The sequence below is a fragment of the Pseudomonas sp. B424 genome, from assembly GCF_055408345.1.
Map to the genome: position 1 here is coordinate 16584 of NZ_JBUZTL010000019.1, position 17449 is coordinate 34032.

A 17449-nucleotide genomic window follows, 5' to 3' on the forward strand; every position below is an offset into this window, starting at 1 on the left:
ATGAGTGCGCTCTATATGATTGTTGGCACCCTGGTGGCATTGGGGGTGTTGGTCACTTTTCATGAATTCGGTCACTTTTGGGTGGCGCGCCGTTGTGGCGTGAAGGTTCTGCGTTTCTCCGTGGGCTTCGGTACACCCCTGCTGCGCTGGCATGACCGCCAGGGTACCGAATTTGTCGTCGCCGCGATCCCGTTGGGCGGCTACGTAAAAATGCTCGACGAGCGCGAAGGCGAGGTGCCGGCCGACCAGCTCGATCAATCGTTCAATCGCAAAACAGTCGGCCAGCGCATTGCTATTGTCGCTGCCGGGCCAATCGCCAACTTTATGCTGGCGATGGTTTTTTTCTGGGTGTTGGCAATGATGGGCAGCCAGCAAGTGCGGCCGGTCATTGGCGCGGTAGAAAGCGGCAGTCTGGCGGCACAGGCAGGTCTGGTGGCGGGTCAGGAAATCGTGTCCATTGATGGCGAGCCAACCACCGGCTGGTCCAATGTCAATCTTCAACTGGTTCGTCGCCTGGGCGAAAGTGGTTCCATGCAGGTTGTCGTGCGCGAGCCCGGCTCCACCGCTGAAGCTTTGCACCAACTTGTATTGAAGGACTGGCTCAAGGCTGCTGATGAGCCGGACCCTATCGCCTCTTTGGGTATTCGCCCTTGGCGTCCCGAGTTGCCTGCGGTTCTGGCAGAGCTCGACCCGAAAGGACCGGCCCAGGCTGCCGGGCTTAAAACCGGTGACAAGCTGCTGGCCATGAATGATCAGGTGGTCAAGGACTGGCAGCAGGTCGTGGACTGGGTGCGTGTTCACCCTGAAGCCCGCGTTGTATTGCGTGTAGAGCGTGATGGCGTGCCTGTCGATATTCCGGTCACGCTGGCTGCTCGCGGCGAAGGCAAGGCGGCAACCGGGTATCTGGGTGCCGGGGTGAAGGGTATCGATTGGCCACCATCGATGATTCGTGAGGTCAGTTATGGCCCGCTTGCCGCAATCGGTGAAGGGGCAAAACGCACCTGGACCATGAGCATTTTGACGCTCGACTCACTCAAGAAAATGTTGTTCGGCGAGCTCTCGGTAAAAAACTTGAGTGGACCGATAACCATTGCTAAAGTGGCGGGCGCTTCTGCCCAGTCGGGTGTCGCGGACTTCCTGAATTTTCTGGCTTATCTGAGTATCAGCCTGGGAGTTCTGAACTTGTTGCCCATACCAGTACTGGATGGGGGGCATTTGTTGTTTTATCTGATCGAGTGGGCGCGTGGTCGTCCCTTGTCGGATCGGGTGCAGGGTTGGGGAATGCAGATCGGTATCAGCTTGGTGGTCGGGGTGATGTTACTTGCCTTGATCAACGACCTGGGCCGTCTGTAAACGCTTCGCTGAATTGCGAATCTGCCGCATTTTGCGGCAGTTTGTTTATTGCCAGTTGGAATAAGAAAGGACTTCATGAAACGTCTGCTGCTAACTGCGGTTCTCGCCGTACTGATGATCGCCGAAGTTCACGCCGAGTCCTTCACTATCTCTGATATCCGTGTCAACGGGCTCCAGCGGGTTTCCGCCGGTAGCGTGTTTGGCGCGTTGCCTCTGAACGTAGGTGAGACCGCGGATGACCGCCGCTTGGTGGAATCCACTCGTGCGTTGTTCAAAACCGGGTTCTTTCAGGATATCCAACTGGGTCGTGATGGCAATGTGCTTGTTATTACGGTTGTCGAACGTCCTTCCGTCTCGAGCATCACCATTGACGGGAACAAGGCGATCTCCACTGATGACCTGATGAAAGGTCTGAAACAGTCGGGGCTGGCCGAAGGTGAGATTTTCCAGCGCGCCACCCTTGAAGGCGTGCGCAACGAGCTGCAACGTCAGTATGTTGCCCAAGGCCGCTACTCGGCGACGGTAGACACCGAAGTGGTACCTGAGCCGCGTAACCGCGTTGCCTTGAAGGTCAATATCAACGAAGGCACCGTTGCGGCTATCCAGCACATCAACGTGGTGGGTAACACTGTCTTCCCTGAAGCAGATCTGGTTGACCTGTTCGAGCTGAAAACCACGAACTGGTTGTCGTTCTTCAAGAATGACGACAAGTACGCACGTGAAAAGCTGTCGGGTGACCTGGAGCGCCTGCGTTCTTACTACCTTGATCGCGGCTATATCAATATGGATATCGCTTCGACCCAGGTATCGATCACGCCTGACAAGAAAAGCGTCTACATCACGGTCAACGTGAATGAAGGCGAAAAGTACAACGTCGGTGAAGTGAAGCTGAGCGGTGATCTCAAGGTTCCTGAAGACCAGATCAAGTCGCTGTTGCTGGTTCAGCCGGGCCAGGTGTTCTCGCGCAAGCTGATGACCACCACCTCCGAGTTGATTACCCGTCGTCTGGGTAACGAAGGCTACACCTTCGCCAACGTCAACGGCGTACCTCAGCCAAACCCTGAAGATCACACTGTAGCCATTACCTTTGTGGTTGACCCGGGCAAGCGTGCTTACGTTAACCGCATCAACTACCGTGGCAACACCAAGTCGGCAGACGAAGTACTGCGTCGCGAAATGCGCCAGATGGAAGGTGGCTGGGCGTCGACTTACCTGATTGACCAGTCCAAGGTTCGCCTTGAGCGTCTGGGCTTCTTCAAGGAAGTAAACGTAGAAACGCCTGCAGTACCCGGTACGGACGATCAGGTTGACGTTAACTACGCAGTTGAAGAACAAGCATCGGGCTCGATCACCGCCAGCGTTGGTTTTGCGCAGAGCGCAGGCCTGATCCTTGGTGGTTCGATCACCCAGAACAACTTCCTGGGCACGGGTAACAAGGTCAGCCTCGGTTTGACCCGTAGCGAATACCAGAGCCGTTACAACTTCAGTTATGTCGATCCGTACTGGACTGCTGATGGCGTGAGCCTGGGTTACAACGCCTTCTACCGCACCACTGACTACAAAGAGCTGGACGTTGACGTAGCAAACTATTCGGTGGACAGCCTGGGCGCTGGTATCACCATGGGCTACCCGATCAGCGACACATCGCGTCTGACATACGGTCTGACCGTGCAGCAGGATGAAATCAGTACTGGTCAATACACCGTTGATGAGATCTTCGACTTCGTAAACCGCGAAGGCGACAAGTACCTCAACTTCAAGGCGTCGGTAGGCTGGTCAGAATCGACTCTGAACAAAGGCGTATTGCCAACTCGTGGCAGCTCGCAGAGCCTGGTACTGGAATCCACGATTCCTGGCAGCGATCTGCAGTTCTATAAACTGGATTACCGTGCACAGTTGTTCCAGCCACTGACTGATACCTACACCATGCGTCTGCACACAGAGCTGGGCTATGGTGATGGTTATGGTTCGACCGCTGGTCTGCCGTTCTATGAGAACTACTACGCCGGTGGTTTCAACTCGGTACGTGGTTTCAAAGACAGCACCCTGGGCCCGCGCAGTACTCCAAGCCGCGGCAATAACCCCGGCACTATTGCTGACCCGGATCAAGACCCGCTGCCATTTGGTGGTAACGTGCTGATCCAGGGTGGTGTTGAAGTTCTGTTCCCGATGCCGTTCGTGAAAGATCAGCGCTCCCTGCGGACCTCCGTATTCTGGGATGTGGGTAACGTGTTCGACACCAACTGCAAGGGCGACACCAAAGATTGCGATATTGGCTTCAGTAATTTGGCCAGTTCTGTCGGTGTTGGTGTGACTTGGGTTACTGCGCTTGGCCCGCTGAGCTTCAGCTTGGCCATGCCGATCAAGAAACCGGATGACGCAGACACCCAAGTGTTCCAATTCTCCCTCGGCCAGACTTTCTAAAGCCTGACTTCAGATACAGACAACGGATTTTTTAGGAGTGCATCGTGCGTAAGTTGACTCAATTGGTTCTCCTGGCTTCGGTTCTGGTAGCAGGTCCGGCGTTTGCCGACATGAAAATTGCCGTACTGAACTATCAGATGGCCTTGCTGGAATCCGACGCCGCCAAGCGTTATGCCGTGGATGCCGAGAAAAAATTCGGTCCGCAACTGACCAAACTGAAAAGCCTGGAAAGCAGTGCCAAAGGCATCCAGGATCGTCTGGTCAAGGGCGGCGACAAAATGCAGCAAGGCGAGCGTGAGCGTCTGGAGCTTGAATTCAAGCAAAAGGCTCGTGACTTTCAGTTCCAGTCTAAAGAGCTGAATGAAGCCAAAGCCGTTGCGGATCGTGAAATGCTGAAGCAGCTGAAGCCGAAACTGGACAGCGCTGTTGAAGAAGTCATCAAAAAAGGCGCCTTTGACCTGGTGTTCGAGCGTGGTGCTGTGATTGATGTTAAACCTCAGTACGACATCACTCGCCAAGTTATCGAGCGCATGAATCAGCTGAAGTAATTATGACTGCGACTATAAAACTCGGCCAATTGGCCGAGTTCCTGGGAGCCACCTTGCGTGGCTCTGCGGAGAAAGAAATCACTGGGCTAGCCACTTTACAAGAGGCTGGCCCAGCTCAGTTGAGCTTTCTGGCCAACCCCCAGTACCGAAAATTCCTGGTTGATTGTCAGGCTGGAGCTGTATTGCTCAAGGCTGCCGATGCCGAGGAATATGCCGGTGATGCACTGGTTGTTCCCGATCCTTATCTGGCCTATGCCCGAATTTCACACCTGTTCGACCCAAAGCCCAAAGCAACTGCCGGGGTTCACCCTTCAGCGGTGATTGCTGCTGACGCAGTGGTTGACCCTGCGGCCAGCATTGGCGCATTTGCGGTAATCGAAAGTGGTGCGCGGATTGCTGCAGGCGTTACCGTTGGCCCGCATTGCTTTATCGGTGCGCGCTGCGAGATCGGCGAAGGTGGCTGGCTGGCTCCCCGAGTGACGCTTTATCACGATGTACGCATCGGCAAGCGCGTGGTGATTCAGTCCGGTGCCGTCCTGGGTGGTGAAGGTTTTGGCTTTGCCAACGAGAAGGGTGTGTGGCAGAAGATCGCGCAGATTGGTGGTGTAACCATCGGTGATGATGTCGAAATTGGCGTTAACACCGCCATCGACCGCGGTGCCTTGGCTGACACGCTGATCGGTAATGGCGTCAAGCTGGACAACCAGATCCAGATCGCACACAACGTTCAGATCGGTGACCATACGGCCATGGCGGCCTGTGTGGGGATTTCCGGTAGCACTAAAATCGGCAAGCACTGCATGTTGGCAGGCGGTGTCGGTTTGGTGGGGCACATTGAAGTTTGTGACAATGTGTTCTTGACTGGCATGACCATGGTGACCCACTCGATTACCGAGCCGGGTGCCTATTCTTCCGGTACCGCAATGCAGCCAGCGGCTGAGTGGCGCAAAAGTGCGGCACGCATTCGTCAGCTGGACGATATAGCCCGGCGGTTGAAACAACTGGAAAAGCGCGTCGGGAAGTGACCCCCGGCGGTAAAGCTTCTTCAAAAGGCTAATACAATTTCCATATCAAGACAGCAGAACCTCTGATTTGCTTCCTTGATTTGCTAGAGGAGCGCGCCTTACTCGCGCGCGCCCAATCTTTATTACAGGCTTCCCCACGAAATGATGGACATCAACGAGATTCGCGAATATCTGCCCCACCGTTACCCGTTCCTGCTGGTGGACCGAGTGGTGGATCTGGATGTCGAGAACAAGCGCATTCGTGCCTACAAGAATGTCAGCATCAATGAGCCTTTCTTCAATGGCCACTTCCCGGCGCACCCGATCATGCCCGGCGTGCTGATCATTGAGGCGATGGCCCAGGCTGCCGGCATTCTTGGCTTCAAGATGATGGACCTCAAGCCAGCTGACGGCACGCTCTATTACTTCGTAGGCTCCGACAAGTTGCGCTTCCGTCAGCCCGTGCTGCCAGGGGATCAGTTGATCCTTGAGGCCAAGTTCCTGAGCTGCAAGCGCTCCATCTGGAAGTTTGAATGCCAGGCAACGGTTGACGGCAAAGCGGTATGCTCGGCTGAAATCATCTGTGCGGAACGCAAACTATGAGTTTGATTGACCCTCGCGCAATCATCGATCCGACGGCCATACTGGCCGACGACGTCGAGGTCGGCCCTTGGTCGATCGTCGGCGCAGGTGTGGAAATCGGCGAGGGGACAGTGATTGGGCCGCATGTGATTCTCAAGGGCCCAACCAGGATCGGTAAGCACAATCGCATCTACCAGTTTTCTTCGGTAGGCGAGGACACGCCTGATCTGAAGTACAAAGGTGAGGAAACCCGCCTGGTGATTGGTGACCACAACGTTATTCGTGAAGGGGTCACCATCCATCGCGGGACAATTCAGGACCGTGCCGAAACAACGCTGGGTGATCACAACCTGGTGATGGCCTATGCCCATATCGGGCATGACAGCGTTATCGGCAACCATTGCATCCTGGTCAACAACTCCGCACTGGCGGGCCATGTGCACATGGGGGACTGGGCGATCCTGTCAGGTTTTACCCTGGTTCATCAGTTCTGCCATATTGGTGCCCATAGTTTTTCGGGCATGGGCACAGCCATTGGCAAGGACGTACCTGCGTTTGTGACCGTGTTTGGCAGCCCTGCGCAAGCGCGCAGCATGAACTTTGAAGGCATGCGCCGGCGTGGTTTCAGTGAAGATGCCATTCATGCGCTGCGTCGCGCCTACAAGGTGGTTTACCGTCAGGGGCTGACCGTTGATCAGGCGCTGGCCGAGTTGGCCGAGCCTGCCACCCAGTTCCCGGAAGTCGCCATGTTTGTCGAGTCCATCCAGTCTTCAACCCGCGGCATTACGCGCTAGTCATGGCCAGATTGCGTATTGCGCTGGTGGCGGGGGAGGCCTCGGGCGACATATTGGGCTCGGGGTTGATGCGGGCACTCAAGGCTCAGCATGCTGATATCGAATTTATCGGTGTTGGCGGCCCATTGATGGAGGCCGAGGGCATGAGCTCTTACTTCCCGATGGAGCGCCTGTCTGTGATGGGCCTGGTTGAAGTGCTGGGCCGCCTGCGTGAGCTGCTCAAGCGCCGCAAGCTCCTGGTGCAGACTCTGATTGCTGAAAAACCCGATGTATTTATCGGTATCGATGCGCCTGACTTCACCCTCAATATCGAACTTCAATTACGTCGTGCCGGGATCAAAACCGTGCATTACGTCAGCCCGTCCGTATGGGCGTGGCGGCAGAAGCGAGTGCTGAAAATTCGCGAAGGCTGCGATTTGATGCTCACGCTATTGCCTTTCGAGGCCCGATTCTACGAAGAGCACGGGGTACCGGTGCGTTTCGTTGGGCATTCGCTGGCGGACACCATCCCTCTTGAAGCTGACCGAGCCGGTGCTCGCGCCGAGTTGGGGCTGCCTGACGGCCCGCTGGTCGCTTTGATGCCCGGCAGCCGTGGTGGCGAAGTGGGCAAGCTCGGTGGGTTGTTTCTCGATGCTGCACAAAAAATTCGTGATGCCCGACCTGATGTGCGTTTTGTATTGCCTTGCGCCAATGCCGCTCGTCGCGAACAAATCGAACAGTTGCTGGTGGGGCGTGACCTGCCGTTGACCCTGCTGAATGGCCAGTCACACCTGGCATTGGCGGCCTGCGATGCGGTGCTGATCGCTTCAGGTACGGCAACCCTTGAGGCTTTGCTCTACAAGCGGCCGATGGTAGTGGCTTATCGCCTGGCGCGTCTGACGTTCTGGATTCTCAAGCGTCTGGTCAAAAGCCCGTACGTATCGTTGCCCAACTTGCTTGCGCAGCGGATGCTGGTGCCCGAGCTCTTGCAGGATGCCGCCACTCCCGAGGCGCTGGCTCAGACCTTGCTGCCTTTGCTGGAGGGTGGTGAAGAGCAAACCCGGGGCTTTGACGAGATTCATCGCACCTTGCGTCTCGACGCTTCCAATCAGGCCGCCAAAGCGGTGCTGGACCTGATCGCACAATCCAAGTGAGTAAAGTAACCATGCAAATCGGATTGGACTTCAACCTGGTCGATCTGGTCGAAGATCTCGTGGCCGGAGTCGACGAAGTAGGCCGTGGCCCATTGTGCGGTGCTGTCGTGACGGCCGCCGTAATTCTGGATCCCGCCCGGCCTATCGCAGGGCTCAACGACTCGAAAAAACTCACCGAGGCACGTCGTGAAAAACTCTATGACGAAATCTGTGAGAAAGCCCTGAGCTGGTGCATTGCACGGGCGGAAGTCGAAGAAATCGATGAGCTGAATATTCTGCATGCCACCATGCTGGCCATGCAGCGCGCCGTGGAAGGGCTGAGCATCACCCCTAAACTGGCGATGATTGACGGCAATCGCTGCCCCAAGCTGGCCATGCCTGCTGAAGCCGTGGTGAAAGGCGACAGTAAAGTGCCGGCCATTGCCGCGGCATCGATCCTGGCCAAGGTCAGTCGTGATCGTGAAATGGCTGCCTTTGAGTTGATCTACCCGGGCTATGGCATCGGTGGGCACAAGGGTTACCCGACGCCTGTGCACCTTGAAGCGCTCGAGCGTCTGGGGCCTACCCCGATTCACCGGCGCTCGTTTGGCCCGGTGCGTCGCGCATGGGAAGCGCTCGAGGTTTAGCCGCGAGGCTGATGTTTTTGCCAAGGCCCGGTACAATCCGGGCCTTGTTGTTTCTCAAAGCTTATAGACAGGATCACCATGCCGGCTTCATTCGTTCATCTGCGCCTGCACACTGAATATTCCCTGGTCGATGGCCTGGTGCGGATCAAACCGCTGATCAAAACCCTTGCGGGCATGAATATGCCCGCTGTCGCGGTGACTGATCAGAACAACATGTGCTCCCTGGTCAAATTCTACAAGGCAGCCATGGGCGGCGGCATCAAGCCAATCTGCGGTGCTGATCTGTGGTTGTCGAACAAGGACCCGGAAAACCCGGTGAGCCGTATCAGCCTGCTGGCGATGAACGGCGTGGGTTATCGCAACCTGACCGAGCTGATCTCCCGTGGTTTTATCGATGGCCAGCGCAACGGTCAGGTCATCATCGAGCGCGAGTGGGTGGCCGAGGCTGCTGAAGGCTTGATCATGCTTTCGGCGGCGAAGGAGGGCGAGATTGGTGTCGCGCTGATCAGTGGCAACACTGAAGAGGCCCAAGTTCTGGCGCGCGAATGGATGACGGTGTTCCCGGATCGTTTCTATCTGGAAGTTCAGCGCACCAAGCGCCCTAATGACGAAGAGCATCTGCACGCAGCGGTTGCGCTGGCTGAAGAGGTCGGCGCGCCACTTGTTGCGACAAACGACGTGCGCTTCTTGCGCCAAGAGGACTTCGAGGCTCACGAAACCCGCGTTTGCATCGGTGAGGGCCGCGCCCTCGATGACCCGCGTCGTTCCAAAAACTACAGTGACCAGCAGTACCTCAAAAGCGCCGAGGAAATGGCCGAGCTGTTCAGTGACTTGCCTGACGCACTGGCAAACTCGGTCGAAATCGCCAAGCGCTGCAATATTGAAGTCAAGCTGGGCAAGCACTTTTTGCCCAACTTCCCGATTCCCGATGGCATGACCATCGATGAGTATTTCCGCAAAGTGTCTTTTGATGGTCTGGAAGATCGCCTGAGCGTTCTGTTGCCCAAAGACACCACTGAAGATTACGAAACCAAGCGTCAGGTGTATGTCGACCGGCTGAACTTCGAGCTGGATATCATTATCCAGATGGGGTTCCCGGGTTACTTCCTGATCGTGATGGACTTCATCCAGTGGGCCAAGAGTAACGGCGTGCCAGTGGGGCCGGGCCGTGGTTCGGGTGCCGGGTCACTGGTGGCCTATGTGCAGAAAATTACTGACCTTGACCCTCTGGAATATGACCTGCTGTTCGAGCGATTCCTTAACCCGGAACGGGTATCGATGCCCGACTTCGACGTCGACTTCTGCATGGATGGTCGTGACCGGGTAATCGAGTATGTGGCCGAAAAATACGGTCGCAACGCGGTAAGTCAGATCATCACGTTTGGTTCGATGGCCGCCAAGGCGGTAATACGTGACGTGGCGCGGGTTCAGGGCAAGTCCTACGGGCTGGCGGATCGTCTGTCGAAGATGATTCCCTTCGAAGTCGGCATGACCCTGGAAAAAGCCTACGAGCAAGAAGAGATTCTGCGCGACTTCATCAAGGTAGATGAAGAGGCCGCCGAAATCTGGGAAATGGCTCGCAAGCTTGAAGGCGTTGTGCGCAACGTCGGTAAGCACGCCGGTGGTGTGGTTATCGCGCCGACCAAACTGACAGACTTTTCGCCGATTTACTGCGACGAAGAGGGCGGCGGCCTGGTTACCCAGTTCGACAAGGATGACGTTGAGTCTGCTGGCCTGGTGAAGTTCGACTTCCTGGGCTTGCGGACCCTGACGGTTATCGACTGGGCGCTGAAAACCATCAACCGTGATCGTGCCAAGGTTGACGAGCCACCACTGGATATCGCTTTTATCCCGCTGGACGACAAGCCTACGTACCAGCTGCTGCAAAAGGCCGAGACCACGGCGGTGTTCCAGCTCGAGTCGCGCGGCATGAAAGAGCTGATCAAAAAGCTCAAGCCCGACTGCCTGGAAGACTTGATCGCACTGGTGGCCCTGTTCCGTCCGGGCCCGTTGCAGTCCGGCATGGTTGATGACTTTATCAATCGTAAACACGGGCGTGCCGAACTGGCGTACCCGCACTCCGACTATCAGTACGAAGGTCTCAAGCCAGTATTGGCACCGACCTACGGCATCATCCTGTATCAGGAACAGGTGATGCAGATTGCCCAGGTCATGGCCGGTTATACCCTCGGCGGTGCCGACATGCTGCGTCGTGCCATGGGCAAGAAAAAGCCCGAAGAGATGGCCAAGCAGCGCGGCGGCTTTATTGAAGGTTGTGCCAACAACAATATCGATGCCGACCTGGCCGGTAACATTTTCGACCTGGTGGAGAAATTCGCCGGTTATGGCTTCAACAAATCCCACTCCGCCGCTTACGGCCTGGTGTCGTACCAGACGGCATGGCTGAAAACCCACTACCCGGCGCCCTTCATGGCTGCGGTACTGTCGGCGGATATGCACAACACCGACAAAGTCGTGATCCTGATCGAAGAAATTCGCAGCATGAAGTTGCGTCTCGACGCGCCGGATGTGAATGCCTCGGAGTTCAAGTTCACGGTTAACGATGAAGGCCGGATCATTTACGGTCTTGGGGCCATCAAAGGGGTTGGCGAGGGGCCGGTTGAAGCCATTACCGAGGCGCGTCAGGACGGGCCTTTCGCGGATCTCTTCGACTTCTGTGCCCGGGTCGACCTCAAGCGCATCAACAAGCGAACCCTTGATGGCCTGATTCGCAGTGGTGCGCTGGACCGCCTGGGGCCGTTCTTCCATGATGAGCCCAAAGCCTGGCAGGCCAGCATCGACCAGAACCGCGCCGTGTTGTTGTCGGCGCTGGAGGAGGCGATCAAGGCGGCCGAGCAAACGGCGCGCACCCATGACAGTGGTCACGCCGACCTGTTTGGCGGGCTGTTTGTCGAGGCTGACGCGGACGTCTACGCCAATCACCGCAAGGCCAAGGAACTGACACTCAAGGAGCGGCTCAAAGGTGAGAAGGACACGCTGGGCCTATACCTGACCGGCCATCCGATTGACGAATATGAAGGCGAAATCCGCCGTTTCGCCCGTCAGCGCATTATTGATCTCAAGCCTGCTCGTGATACTCAGACCGTTGCCGGGATGATCATCGCGTTGCGGGTGATGAAGAACAAAAAGGGCGACAAAATGGGCTTTATCACCCTTGACGATCGCTCGGCGCGTATTGAAGCTTCGCTGTTTGCCGAGGCCTTCCATTCAGCACAATCGCTGTTGCAGACCGATGCGATGGTGGTGGTCGAGGGCGAGGTCAGTAACGACGACTTCTCCGGCGGTTTGCGTCTGCGGGTCAAGCGGGTGATGAGCATGGAAGATGCACGCACCAGCCTGGCCGAGAGTTTGCGCCTGAAAGTGACCCGTGCCGCGCTCAAGGGCGATCAACTGCGCTGGTTGGGCGAGCTGTTCAAAAAACATCGTGGTGCCTGCCCGATCACCATGGAGTACACCGGCAAGGACGCCAAGGCCATGTTGCAGTTTGGCGAGACCTGGCGGATCGACCCGGCAGACAGCTTGATTCAAGCCCTGCGTGACCAGTTCGGGCGAGACAACGTCTTCCTCCAATACCGTTGACGGTCAGGGGCAACCGATGCGCCCTGACCTCGACCTGAATTTTTAATCTCGACCTGAGAGCGCCTGTCCCTTAAGGTAGGCGCGATACAGATCAACCGGCTGCCCCAGTCAGGCAAGAAACACCAGCAAATGCTGGGTTTCAACCCTTCTGGCATGCTTTGCCGCCGACCCAAGACGGATGCTTATGAACCCGAATTTTCTTGATTTCGAACAGCCGATTGCTGACCTGCAAGCCAAAATCGAAGAGTTGCGCTTGGTTGGTAATGACAATTCGCTGAACATCAGCGATGAAATCTCTCGTCTGCAAGACAAAAGCAAAACGCTGACTGAAGATATTTTCGGCAAGCTGACCAGCTGGCAGATTGCCCGCTTGGCCCGTCACCCGCGTCGTCCATACACACTGGACTACATCGATCACATCTTCACCGAGTTCGATGAGCTGCATGGTGATCGTCACTTCTCCGACGATGCTGCCATTGTTGGCGGTATTGCGCGCCTGGACGATCAGCCAGTCATGGTGATTGGTCACCAGAAGGGCCGTGAAGTACGTGAAAAGGTTCGCCGCAACTTCGGTATGCCGCGCCCAGAAGGCTATCGCAAGGCCTGTCGTTTGATGGAAATGGCCGAGCGTTTCAAGATGCCGATCCTGACCTTCATCGACACCCCGGGAGCTTACCCGGGTATCGACGCTGAAGAGCGTAACCAGAGCGAAGCGATTGCCTGGAACCTGCGCGTCATGTCGCGCCTGAAAACCCCGATTATCGCTACCGTTATCGGTGAAGGCGGTTCTGGCGGTGCATTGGCGATTGGCGTTTGTGATCAGTTGAACATGCTGCAGTACTCGACCTATGCGGTGATCTCGCCGGAAGGCTGCGCCTCGATTCTGTGGAAGACTGCCGAAAAAGCACCGGACGCAGCTGAAGCGATGGGTATTACTGCTGAGCGCCTCAAAGGCCTGGGTATTGTCGACAAGGTGATTGGCGAGCCATTGGGCGGCGCACACCGTGACCCGGCTGCGGCATCTGCCAGCATTCGTGCCGATCTGATTTCCCAGCTGGACATGCTCAACAAGCTGGACCATGAAACCCTGCTCAAGCGTCGTTATGATCGTTTGATGAGCTACGGTCTCTGATTCAGATTCAGGTTTAACGACGTCTCAGTGTAGGAGCGGGCGTGCTCGCGGTGGCCTCTGCGCGGTTTGGCTGAAAGGCCAAGTTGTCTGCATCGCGAGCACGCCCGCTCCCACAGGATTGCGTAATGTCCAGTCTGTCGAATCTGCTTCTGCATGCCCTCAGCCCCTGGCGCAAGGCCAAGGCCTGGCACGTGGGGCTCTCCGGCGGCCTGGACTCGACCGTCCTGCTGCACCTTCTTGTTCAATTGCGTCAAACCCACTCATTACCGCTAATATCCGCTGTCCATGTCCATCATGGTCTCCAGGCGGCGGCTGATGCGTGGCCGGCCCATTGCCAGGGCCTGTGTGACGGGCTGAGCGTGCCGCTGCAGGTGGTTCGCGTGCAAGTGCAAGCGGGCGCCAGTATCGAGCGGGCGGCACGTGATGCGCGCTATCAGGTGTTTGTGGCAGCTACCGGGGCTCAGGAAGTGCTGCTCACCGGGCAGCATCGCGACGATCAGGCCGAAACCCTGCTGTTTCGCCTGTTGCGCGGAGCTGGGGTCAGCGGGTTGGCGGCCATGCCCCGGCAGCGACGCCTGGGGGCAGGGCACTTGTGTCGGCCCTTGCTGGATGTATCCCGCGCTGAACTGGAAGCTTATGCCCATGAGAATGGCCTGAGCTGGATCGAAGATCCGTCCAACACGCAGACAGATTTTTCCCGCAATTATTTACGCCACGAGGTTTTTCCGGTCCTGACCCGGCGCTGGCCCCGGGCCGCTGCCAGCATGGCCCGCAGCGCGGCACATTGTGCCGAGGCGCAAGGCCTGCTTGACGAATTGGCGCAGCAGGATCTGCACGATGCGAGCGCGGCTGGTGAATTTGCCTGGCTCAATCTGCCTTCGCTGGAGCTTGCGCCTTTGGTCAGGCTGTCTGCGGCGCGTCAACGCAATGCCTTGCGCCACTGGCTGGCAGCGTTCACCCCATTGCCTGATACCGATCATTGGGCGGGTTGGGATGCGTTGCGCGATGCCCGCGACGGTGCGCAGCCAATCTGGAAGCTTGCCGCCGGTGAGCTGCATCGCGCCGGCTCGCGTATCTGGTGGCTGTCCGGTGAGTGGTTGTTCCCACCTGTCGGCCCCGTGCCATGGACGCTGCCCGATCAGATGTTGGCGCTGCCCGGTAATGGCCGTGTGTGCTTTGTCGGGGATATTCCAGATGGCCCCTTGCAAGTGAGCTATCGTCAAGGGGGCGAAGTGATGGCGCTGGGTCAGCGCGGTCATCGTGATCTGAAACGGTTGCTGAACGAACGGGGTGTCCCGTTGTTTGCCCGTGGCAGATTGCCGCTTGTGTACCGCAACGAGCAGTTATTGGCCGTGGCAAACCTCCATGGACTGGACTCAAGCCCCTGTGGACGCTGGAAATTACAGTGGCTGCCAACTTAGAGCGATCAAGGTTTGAGCTGAAAGGGGGTTTCCGGTAGACTACGCTCCCTTCTTGATACAACTTCTGTGGATTCACCAGAATTACAGAAGTTGCCGATTACCAAGCAGTCTTTGCTGGGCGATTTTAAAAAAATGTGTGGCTTGTATCGAACCGGTGGTTTCCATCGGTCTGTTTCAACGCAGCAATTTTTCGAAAGGTGCACTGTGACTAATGCTGGTGATTGGGGGCTTCGGCCTTCCTTCGCTTTCCCCGGCGGCTCTGACCGCTTTAACGCAGACTTCTAGGGTTTTTCATGACGCGCTACATCTTCGTCACGGGCGGTGTTGTTTCTTCATTGGGGAAAGGCATTGCCTCGGCTTCATTGGCAGCCATCCTGGAGGCGCGGGGACTTAAGGTCACCATGCTGAAGCTGGACCCCTACATCAACGTTGATCCGGGCACCATGAGCCCGTTCCAGCACGGTGAAGTGTTCGTCACTCACGACGGCGCCGAAACCGACCTGGACTTGGGCCATTACGAGCGGTTTATCCGCACGACCATGACCCAGAACAACAACTTCACCACGGGCCGTGTTTACGAACACGTCCTGCGCAAGGAGCGCCGTGGTGATTACCTGGGTGCAACCATCCAGGTGATTCCGCACATCACCGACGAAATCAAACGTCGGATCATCAAGGGCGCCGGCGATGCCGACGTAGCGATGGTTGAGATTGGCGGCACTGTGGGTGACATTGAGTCGCAACCGTTCCTCGAAGCAATCCGTCAGTTGCGCATCGAAGTGGGCGCCAAGCGCGCCATGCTGATGCACCTGACTCTGGTTCCGTACATCGCCACTGCTGGCGAAACGAAAACCAAACCAACGCAGCACTCTGTTAAAGAATTGCGTTCCATCGGCCTGCAGCCAGACGTGCTGATCTGCCGCTCCGACCACCACGTCGATATCTCCTCGCGTCGCAAGATTGCGTTGTTCACCAACGTTGAAGAGCGTGCGGTGATTTCGCTGGAAGACGCCGACACCATCTACCGCATCCCGGGCATGCTGCACGCTCAGGGTCTGGATGATTTTGTCGTTGAGCGTTTCGGTCTGGAGTGCAACAGCGCTGACCTGTCCGAGTGGGAACAAGTGGTCGACGCCAAGCTCAACCCTGAGCACGAAGTCACCATCGCCATGGTTGGCAAGTACATGGAACTGCTGGACGCGTACAAGTCGCTGATTGAAGCGATGAGCCACGCCGGTATTTCCAACCGTACCAAGGTCAACCTGCGTTATATCGATTCTGAAGACATCGAAAACAAAGGCACCGAGCTGCTGGAAGGGGCTGATGCCATTCTGGTTCCGGGCGGCTTCGGTCTGCGCGGCGTAGAAGGCAAGATCACCGCTGTTCAGTACGCTCGCGAGAACAAGGTGCCATACCTGGGTATCTGCCTGGGCATGCAAGTAGCGGTTATCGAGTTCGCACGTAACGTGCTGGGCTGGAAAGACGCCAACTCCACCGAGTTCGATCGCAGCAGCGGCCATCCGGTTGTGGGTCTGATCACCGAGTGGGAAGACGCCACCGGTGCAGTCGAAACCCGTACCGAAACTTCGGATCTGGGCGGCACCATGCGTCTGGGCGCTCAGGATTGCCAGCTGCAGGCCGGTTCTCTGGTTCATGACTGCTATGCCAAGGACGTGATCGTTGAACGTCACCGTCATCGCTATGAAGTGAACAACAACCTGCTGCCTGCACTGACTGAAGCAGGCCTGAAAGTGACCGGTCGTTCCGGTGATGGCGCGTTGGTAGAAGTGGTTGAAGCTCCGGATCATCCTTGGTTCGTCGCTTGCCAGTTCCACCCGGAGTTCACCTCCACACCACGTGATGGCCACCCGTTGTTCACCGGTTTCGTCAAAGCAGCACTGGCGCAACACGAGAAGAAGGCATAAATCAGCATGGCGCAAAAGATTATCCGTGTAGGCAATATCGAAATTGCCAACGACAAGCCAATGGTCTTGTTCGGTGGCATGAACGTGCTGGAAAGCCGTGATATGGCCATGCAGGTGTGCGAAGAGTACGTACGGGTTACCGAAAAGCTCGGTATCCCTTACGTGTTCAAGGCCAGTTTCGACAAGGCTAACCGTTCATCTGTCAGCTCTTACCGTGGCCCTGGCCTGGAAGAGGGCATGCGGATTTTTCAGGACATCAAGGCTGCATTCGGAGTGCCGGTGATTACCGACGTCCACGAACCTGCCCAGGCAGCCGTGGTCGCCGAAGTCTGCGACATCATCCAGTTGCCGGCTTTCCTGTCGCGTCAAACTGATCTGGTCGTGGCCATGGCCAAGACCGGTGCCGTGATCAACATCAAAAAAGCCCAATTCCTTGCACCTCAGGAGATGAAGCACATCCTGAGCAAATGCGAAGAGGCGGGTAATGATCAGTTGATCCTCTGTGAGCGTGGTTCCAGCTTTGGCTACAACAACCTTGTAGTCGACATGCTGGGTTTCGGCATCATGAAACAGTTCGAATACCCGGTATTCTTCGACGTGACCCACGCGCTGCAAATGCCTGGTGGTCGTGCCGATTCTGCCGGTGGTCGTCGTGCCCAGGTAACCGATCTGGCCAAGGCTGGCATCAGCCAGAGCCTGGCGGGTTTGTTCCTTGAGGCACACCCGGATCCTGACAACGCCAAATGCGACGGCCCTTGTGCCTTGCGTCTGGACAAGCTGGAGCCGTTCCTGGCTCAGCTCAAGTCGCTGGATGAGTTGGTTAAAAGTTTTCCGACAATAGAAACCGCGTAACCCTCGTTTCTCCGGTAAAGTACCGCACGATTTCTCGGGCCTAAACGGCCCGAGC

The 17449-nt window shown here is 56.8% G+C and carries 12 protein-coding genes and 1 pseudogene; all 13 read left to right on the top strand.

What is annotated here, in order from left to right; genetic code table 11:
- Positions 1 to 1353: an RIP metalloprotease RseP gene (rseP, locus tag ACZRMS_RS19260; protein WP_463996598.1), complete on the top strand. Its 1353-nt coding sequence runs from the start codon at positions 1 to 3 to the stop codon at positions 1351 to 1353.
- 75 nt (positions 1354 to 1428) lie between these two features.
- Complete coding sequence (gene bamA / locus ACZRMS_RS19265) at positions 1429 to 3777, top strand: outer membrane protein assembly factor BamA (RefSeq protein WP_463996599.1); 2349 nt, start codon at positions 1429 to 1431, stop codon at positions 3775 to 3777.
- Positions 3778 to 3821: 44 nt separating this feature from the next.
- Positions 3822 to 4325, top strand: coding sequence for an OmpH/Skp family outer membrane protein (locus tag ACZRMS_RS19270; protein WP_003440444.1), 504 nt, complete (start codon positions 3822 to 3824; stop codon positions 4323 to 4325).
- A 2-nt stretch (positions 4326 to 4327) separates the two neighbouring features.
- Positions 4328 to 5382, top strand: a pseudogene (gene lpxD, locus ACZRMS_RS19275) (UDP-3-O-(3-hydroxymyristoyl)glucosamine N-acyltransferase).
- 109 nt (positions 5383 to 5491) lie between these two features.
- A complete protein-coding gene (gene fabZ / locus ACZRMS_RS19280; protein WP_048359900.1) occupies positions 5492 to 5932 on the top strand; it encodes a 3-hydroxyacyl-ACP dehydratase FabZ in 441 nt (146 codons plus the stop codon).
- Positions 5929 to 6705: an acyl-ACP--UDP-N-acetylglucosamine O-acyltransferase gene (gene lpxA, locus ACZRMS_RS19285; RefSeq protein ID WP_463996600.1), complete on the top strand. Its 777-nt coding sequence runs from the start codon at positions 5929 to 5931 to the stop codon at positions 6703 to 6705. Before fabZ ends, lpxA begins: the two co-directional genes overlap by 4 nt.
- A 2-nt stretch (positions 6706 to 6707) precedes the next feature.
- Positions 6708 to 7838, top strand: coding sequence for a lipid-A-disaccharide synthase (gene lpxB / locus ACZRMS_RS19290; protein ID WP_463996601.1), 1131 nt, complete (start codon positions 6708 to 6710; stop codon positions 7836 to 7838).
- A gap of 11 nt (positions 7839 to 7849) precedes the next feature.
- Complete coding sequence (gene rnhB, locus ACZRMS_RS19295; RefSeq protein WP_463996602.1) at positions 7850 to 8464, top strand: ribonuclease HII; 615 nt, start codon at positions 7850 to 7852, stop codon at positions 8462 to 8464.
- 78 nt (positions 8465 to 8542) lie between these two features.
- Positions 8543 to 12064 (top strand): DNA polymerase III subunit alpha, encoded by a 3522-nt coding sequence (dnaE, locus tag ACZRMS_RS19300; RefSeq protein WP_463996603.1) that lies wholly within the window; start codon positions 8543 to 8545, stop codon positions 12062 to 12064.
- Positions 12065 to 12248: 184 nt separating this feature from the next.
- Positions 12249 to 13196, top strand: a complete 948-nt coding sequence (locus tag ACZRMS_RS19305) for an acetyl-CoA carboxylase carboxyltransferase subunit alpha (RefSeq protein ID WP_046810490.1) — start codon at positions 12249 to 12251, stop codon at positions 13194 to 13196.
- 125 nt (positions 13197 to 13321) lie between these two features.
- Positions 13322 to 14617, top strand: a complete 1296-nt coding sequence (gene tilS, locus ACZRMS_RS19310) for a tRNA lysidine(34) synthetase TilS (protein WP_463996604.1) — start codon at positions 13322 to 13324, stop codon at positions 14615 to 14617.
- Positions 14618 to 14910: 293 nt separating this feature from the next.
- The gene (locus tag ACZRMS_RS19315; RefSeq protein ID WP_048359893.1) at positions 14911 to 16542 is read left to right on the top strand and encodes a CTP synthase; all 1632 of its coding nucleotides are present in this window, start codon (positions 14911 to 14913) and stop codon (positions 16540 to 16542) included.
- Positions 16543 to 16548: 6 nt separating this feature from the next.
- Positions 16549 to 17394, top strand: a complete 846-nt coding sequence (kdsA, locus tag ACZRMS_RS19320; protein WP_048359892.1) for a 3-deoxy-8-phosphooctulonate synthase — start codon at positions 16549 to 16551, stop codon at positions 17392 to 17394.
- Positions 17395 to 17449: the final 55 nt, after the last annotated feature.

Coding starts and splice junctions, on each gene's coding strand:
- rseP (WP_463996598.1), top strand. CDS start 1: ATGAGTGCGCTCTATATGATTGTTGGCACCCTGGTGGCATTGGGGGTG.
- bamA (WP_463996599.1), top strand. CDS start 1,429: ATGAAACGTCTGCTGCTAACTGCGGTTCTCGCCGTACTGATGATCGCC.
- fabZ (WP_048359900.1), top strand. CDS start 5,492: ATGATGGACATCAACGAGATTCGCGAATATCTGCCCCACCGTTACCCG.
- lpxA (WP_463996600.1), top strand. CDS start 5,929: ATGAGTTTGATTGACCCTCGCGCAATCATCGATCCGACGGCCATACTG.
- lpxB (WP_463996601.1), top strand. CDS start 6,708: ATGGCCAGATTGCGTATTGCGCTGGTGGCGGGGGAGGCCTCGGGCGAC.
- rnhB (WP_463996602.1), top strand. CDS start 7,850: ATGCAAATCGGATTGGACTTCAACCTGGTCGATCTGGTCGAAGATCTC.
- dnaE (WP_463996603.1), top strand. CDS start 8,543: ATGCCGGCTTCATTCGTTCATCTGCGCCTGCACACTGAATATTCCCTG.
- ACZRMS_RS19305 (WP_046810490.1), top strand. CDS start 12,249: ATGAACCCGAATTTTCTTGATTTCGAACAGCCGATTGCTGACCTGCAA.
- tilS (WP_463996604.1), top strand. CDS start 13,322: ATGTCCAGTCTGTCGAATCTGCTTCTGCATGCCCTCAGCCCCTGGCGC.
- ACZRMS_RS19315 (WP_048359893.1), top strand. CDS start 14,911: ATGACGCGCTACATCTTCGTCACGGGCGGTGTTGTTTCTTCATTGGGG.
- kdsA (WP_048359892.1), top strand. CDS start 16,549: ATGGCGCAAAAGATTATCCGTGTAGGCAATATCGAAATTGCCAACGAC.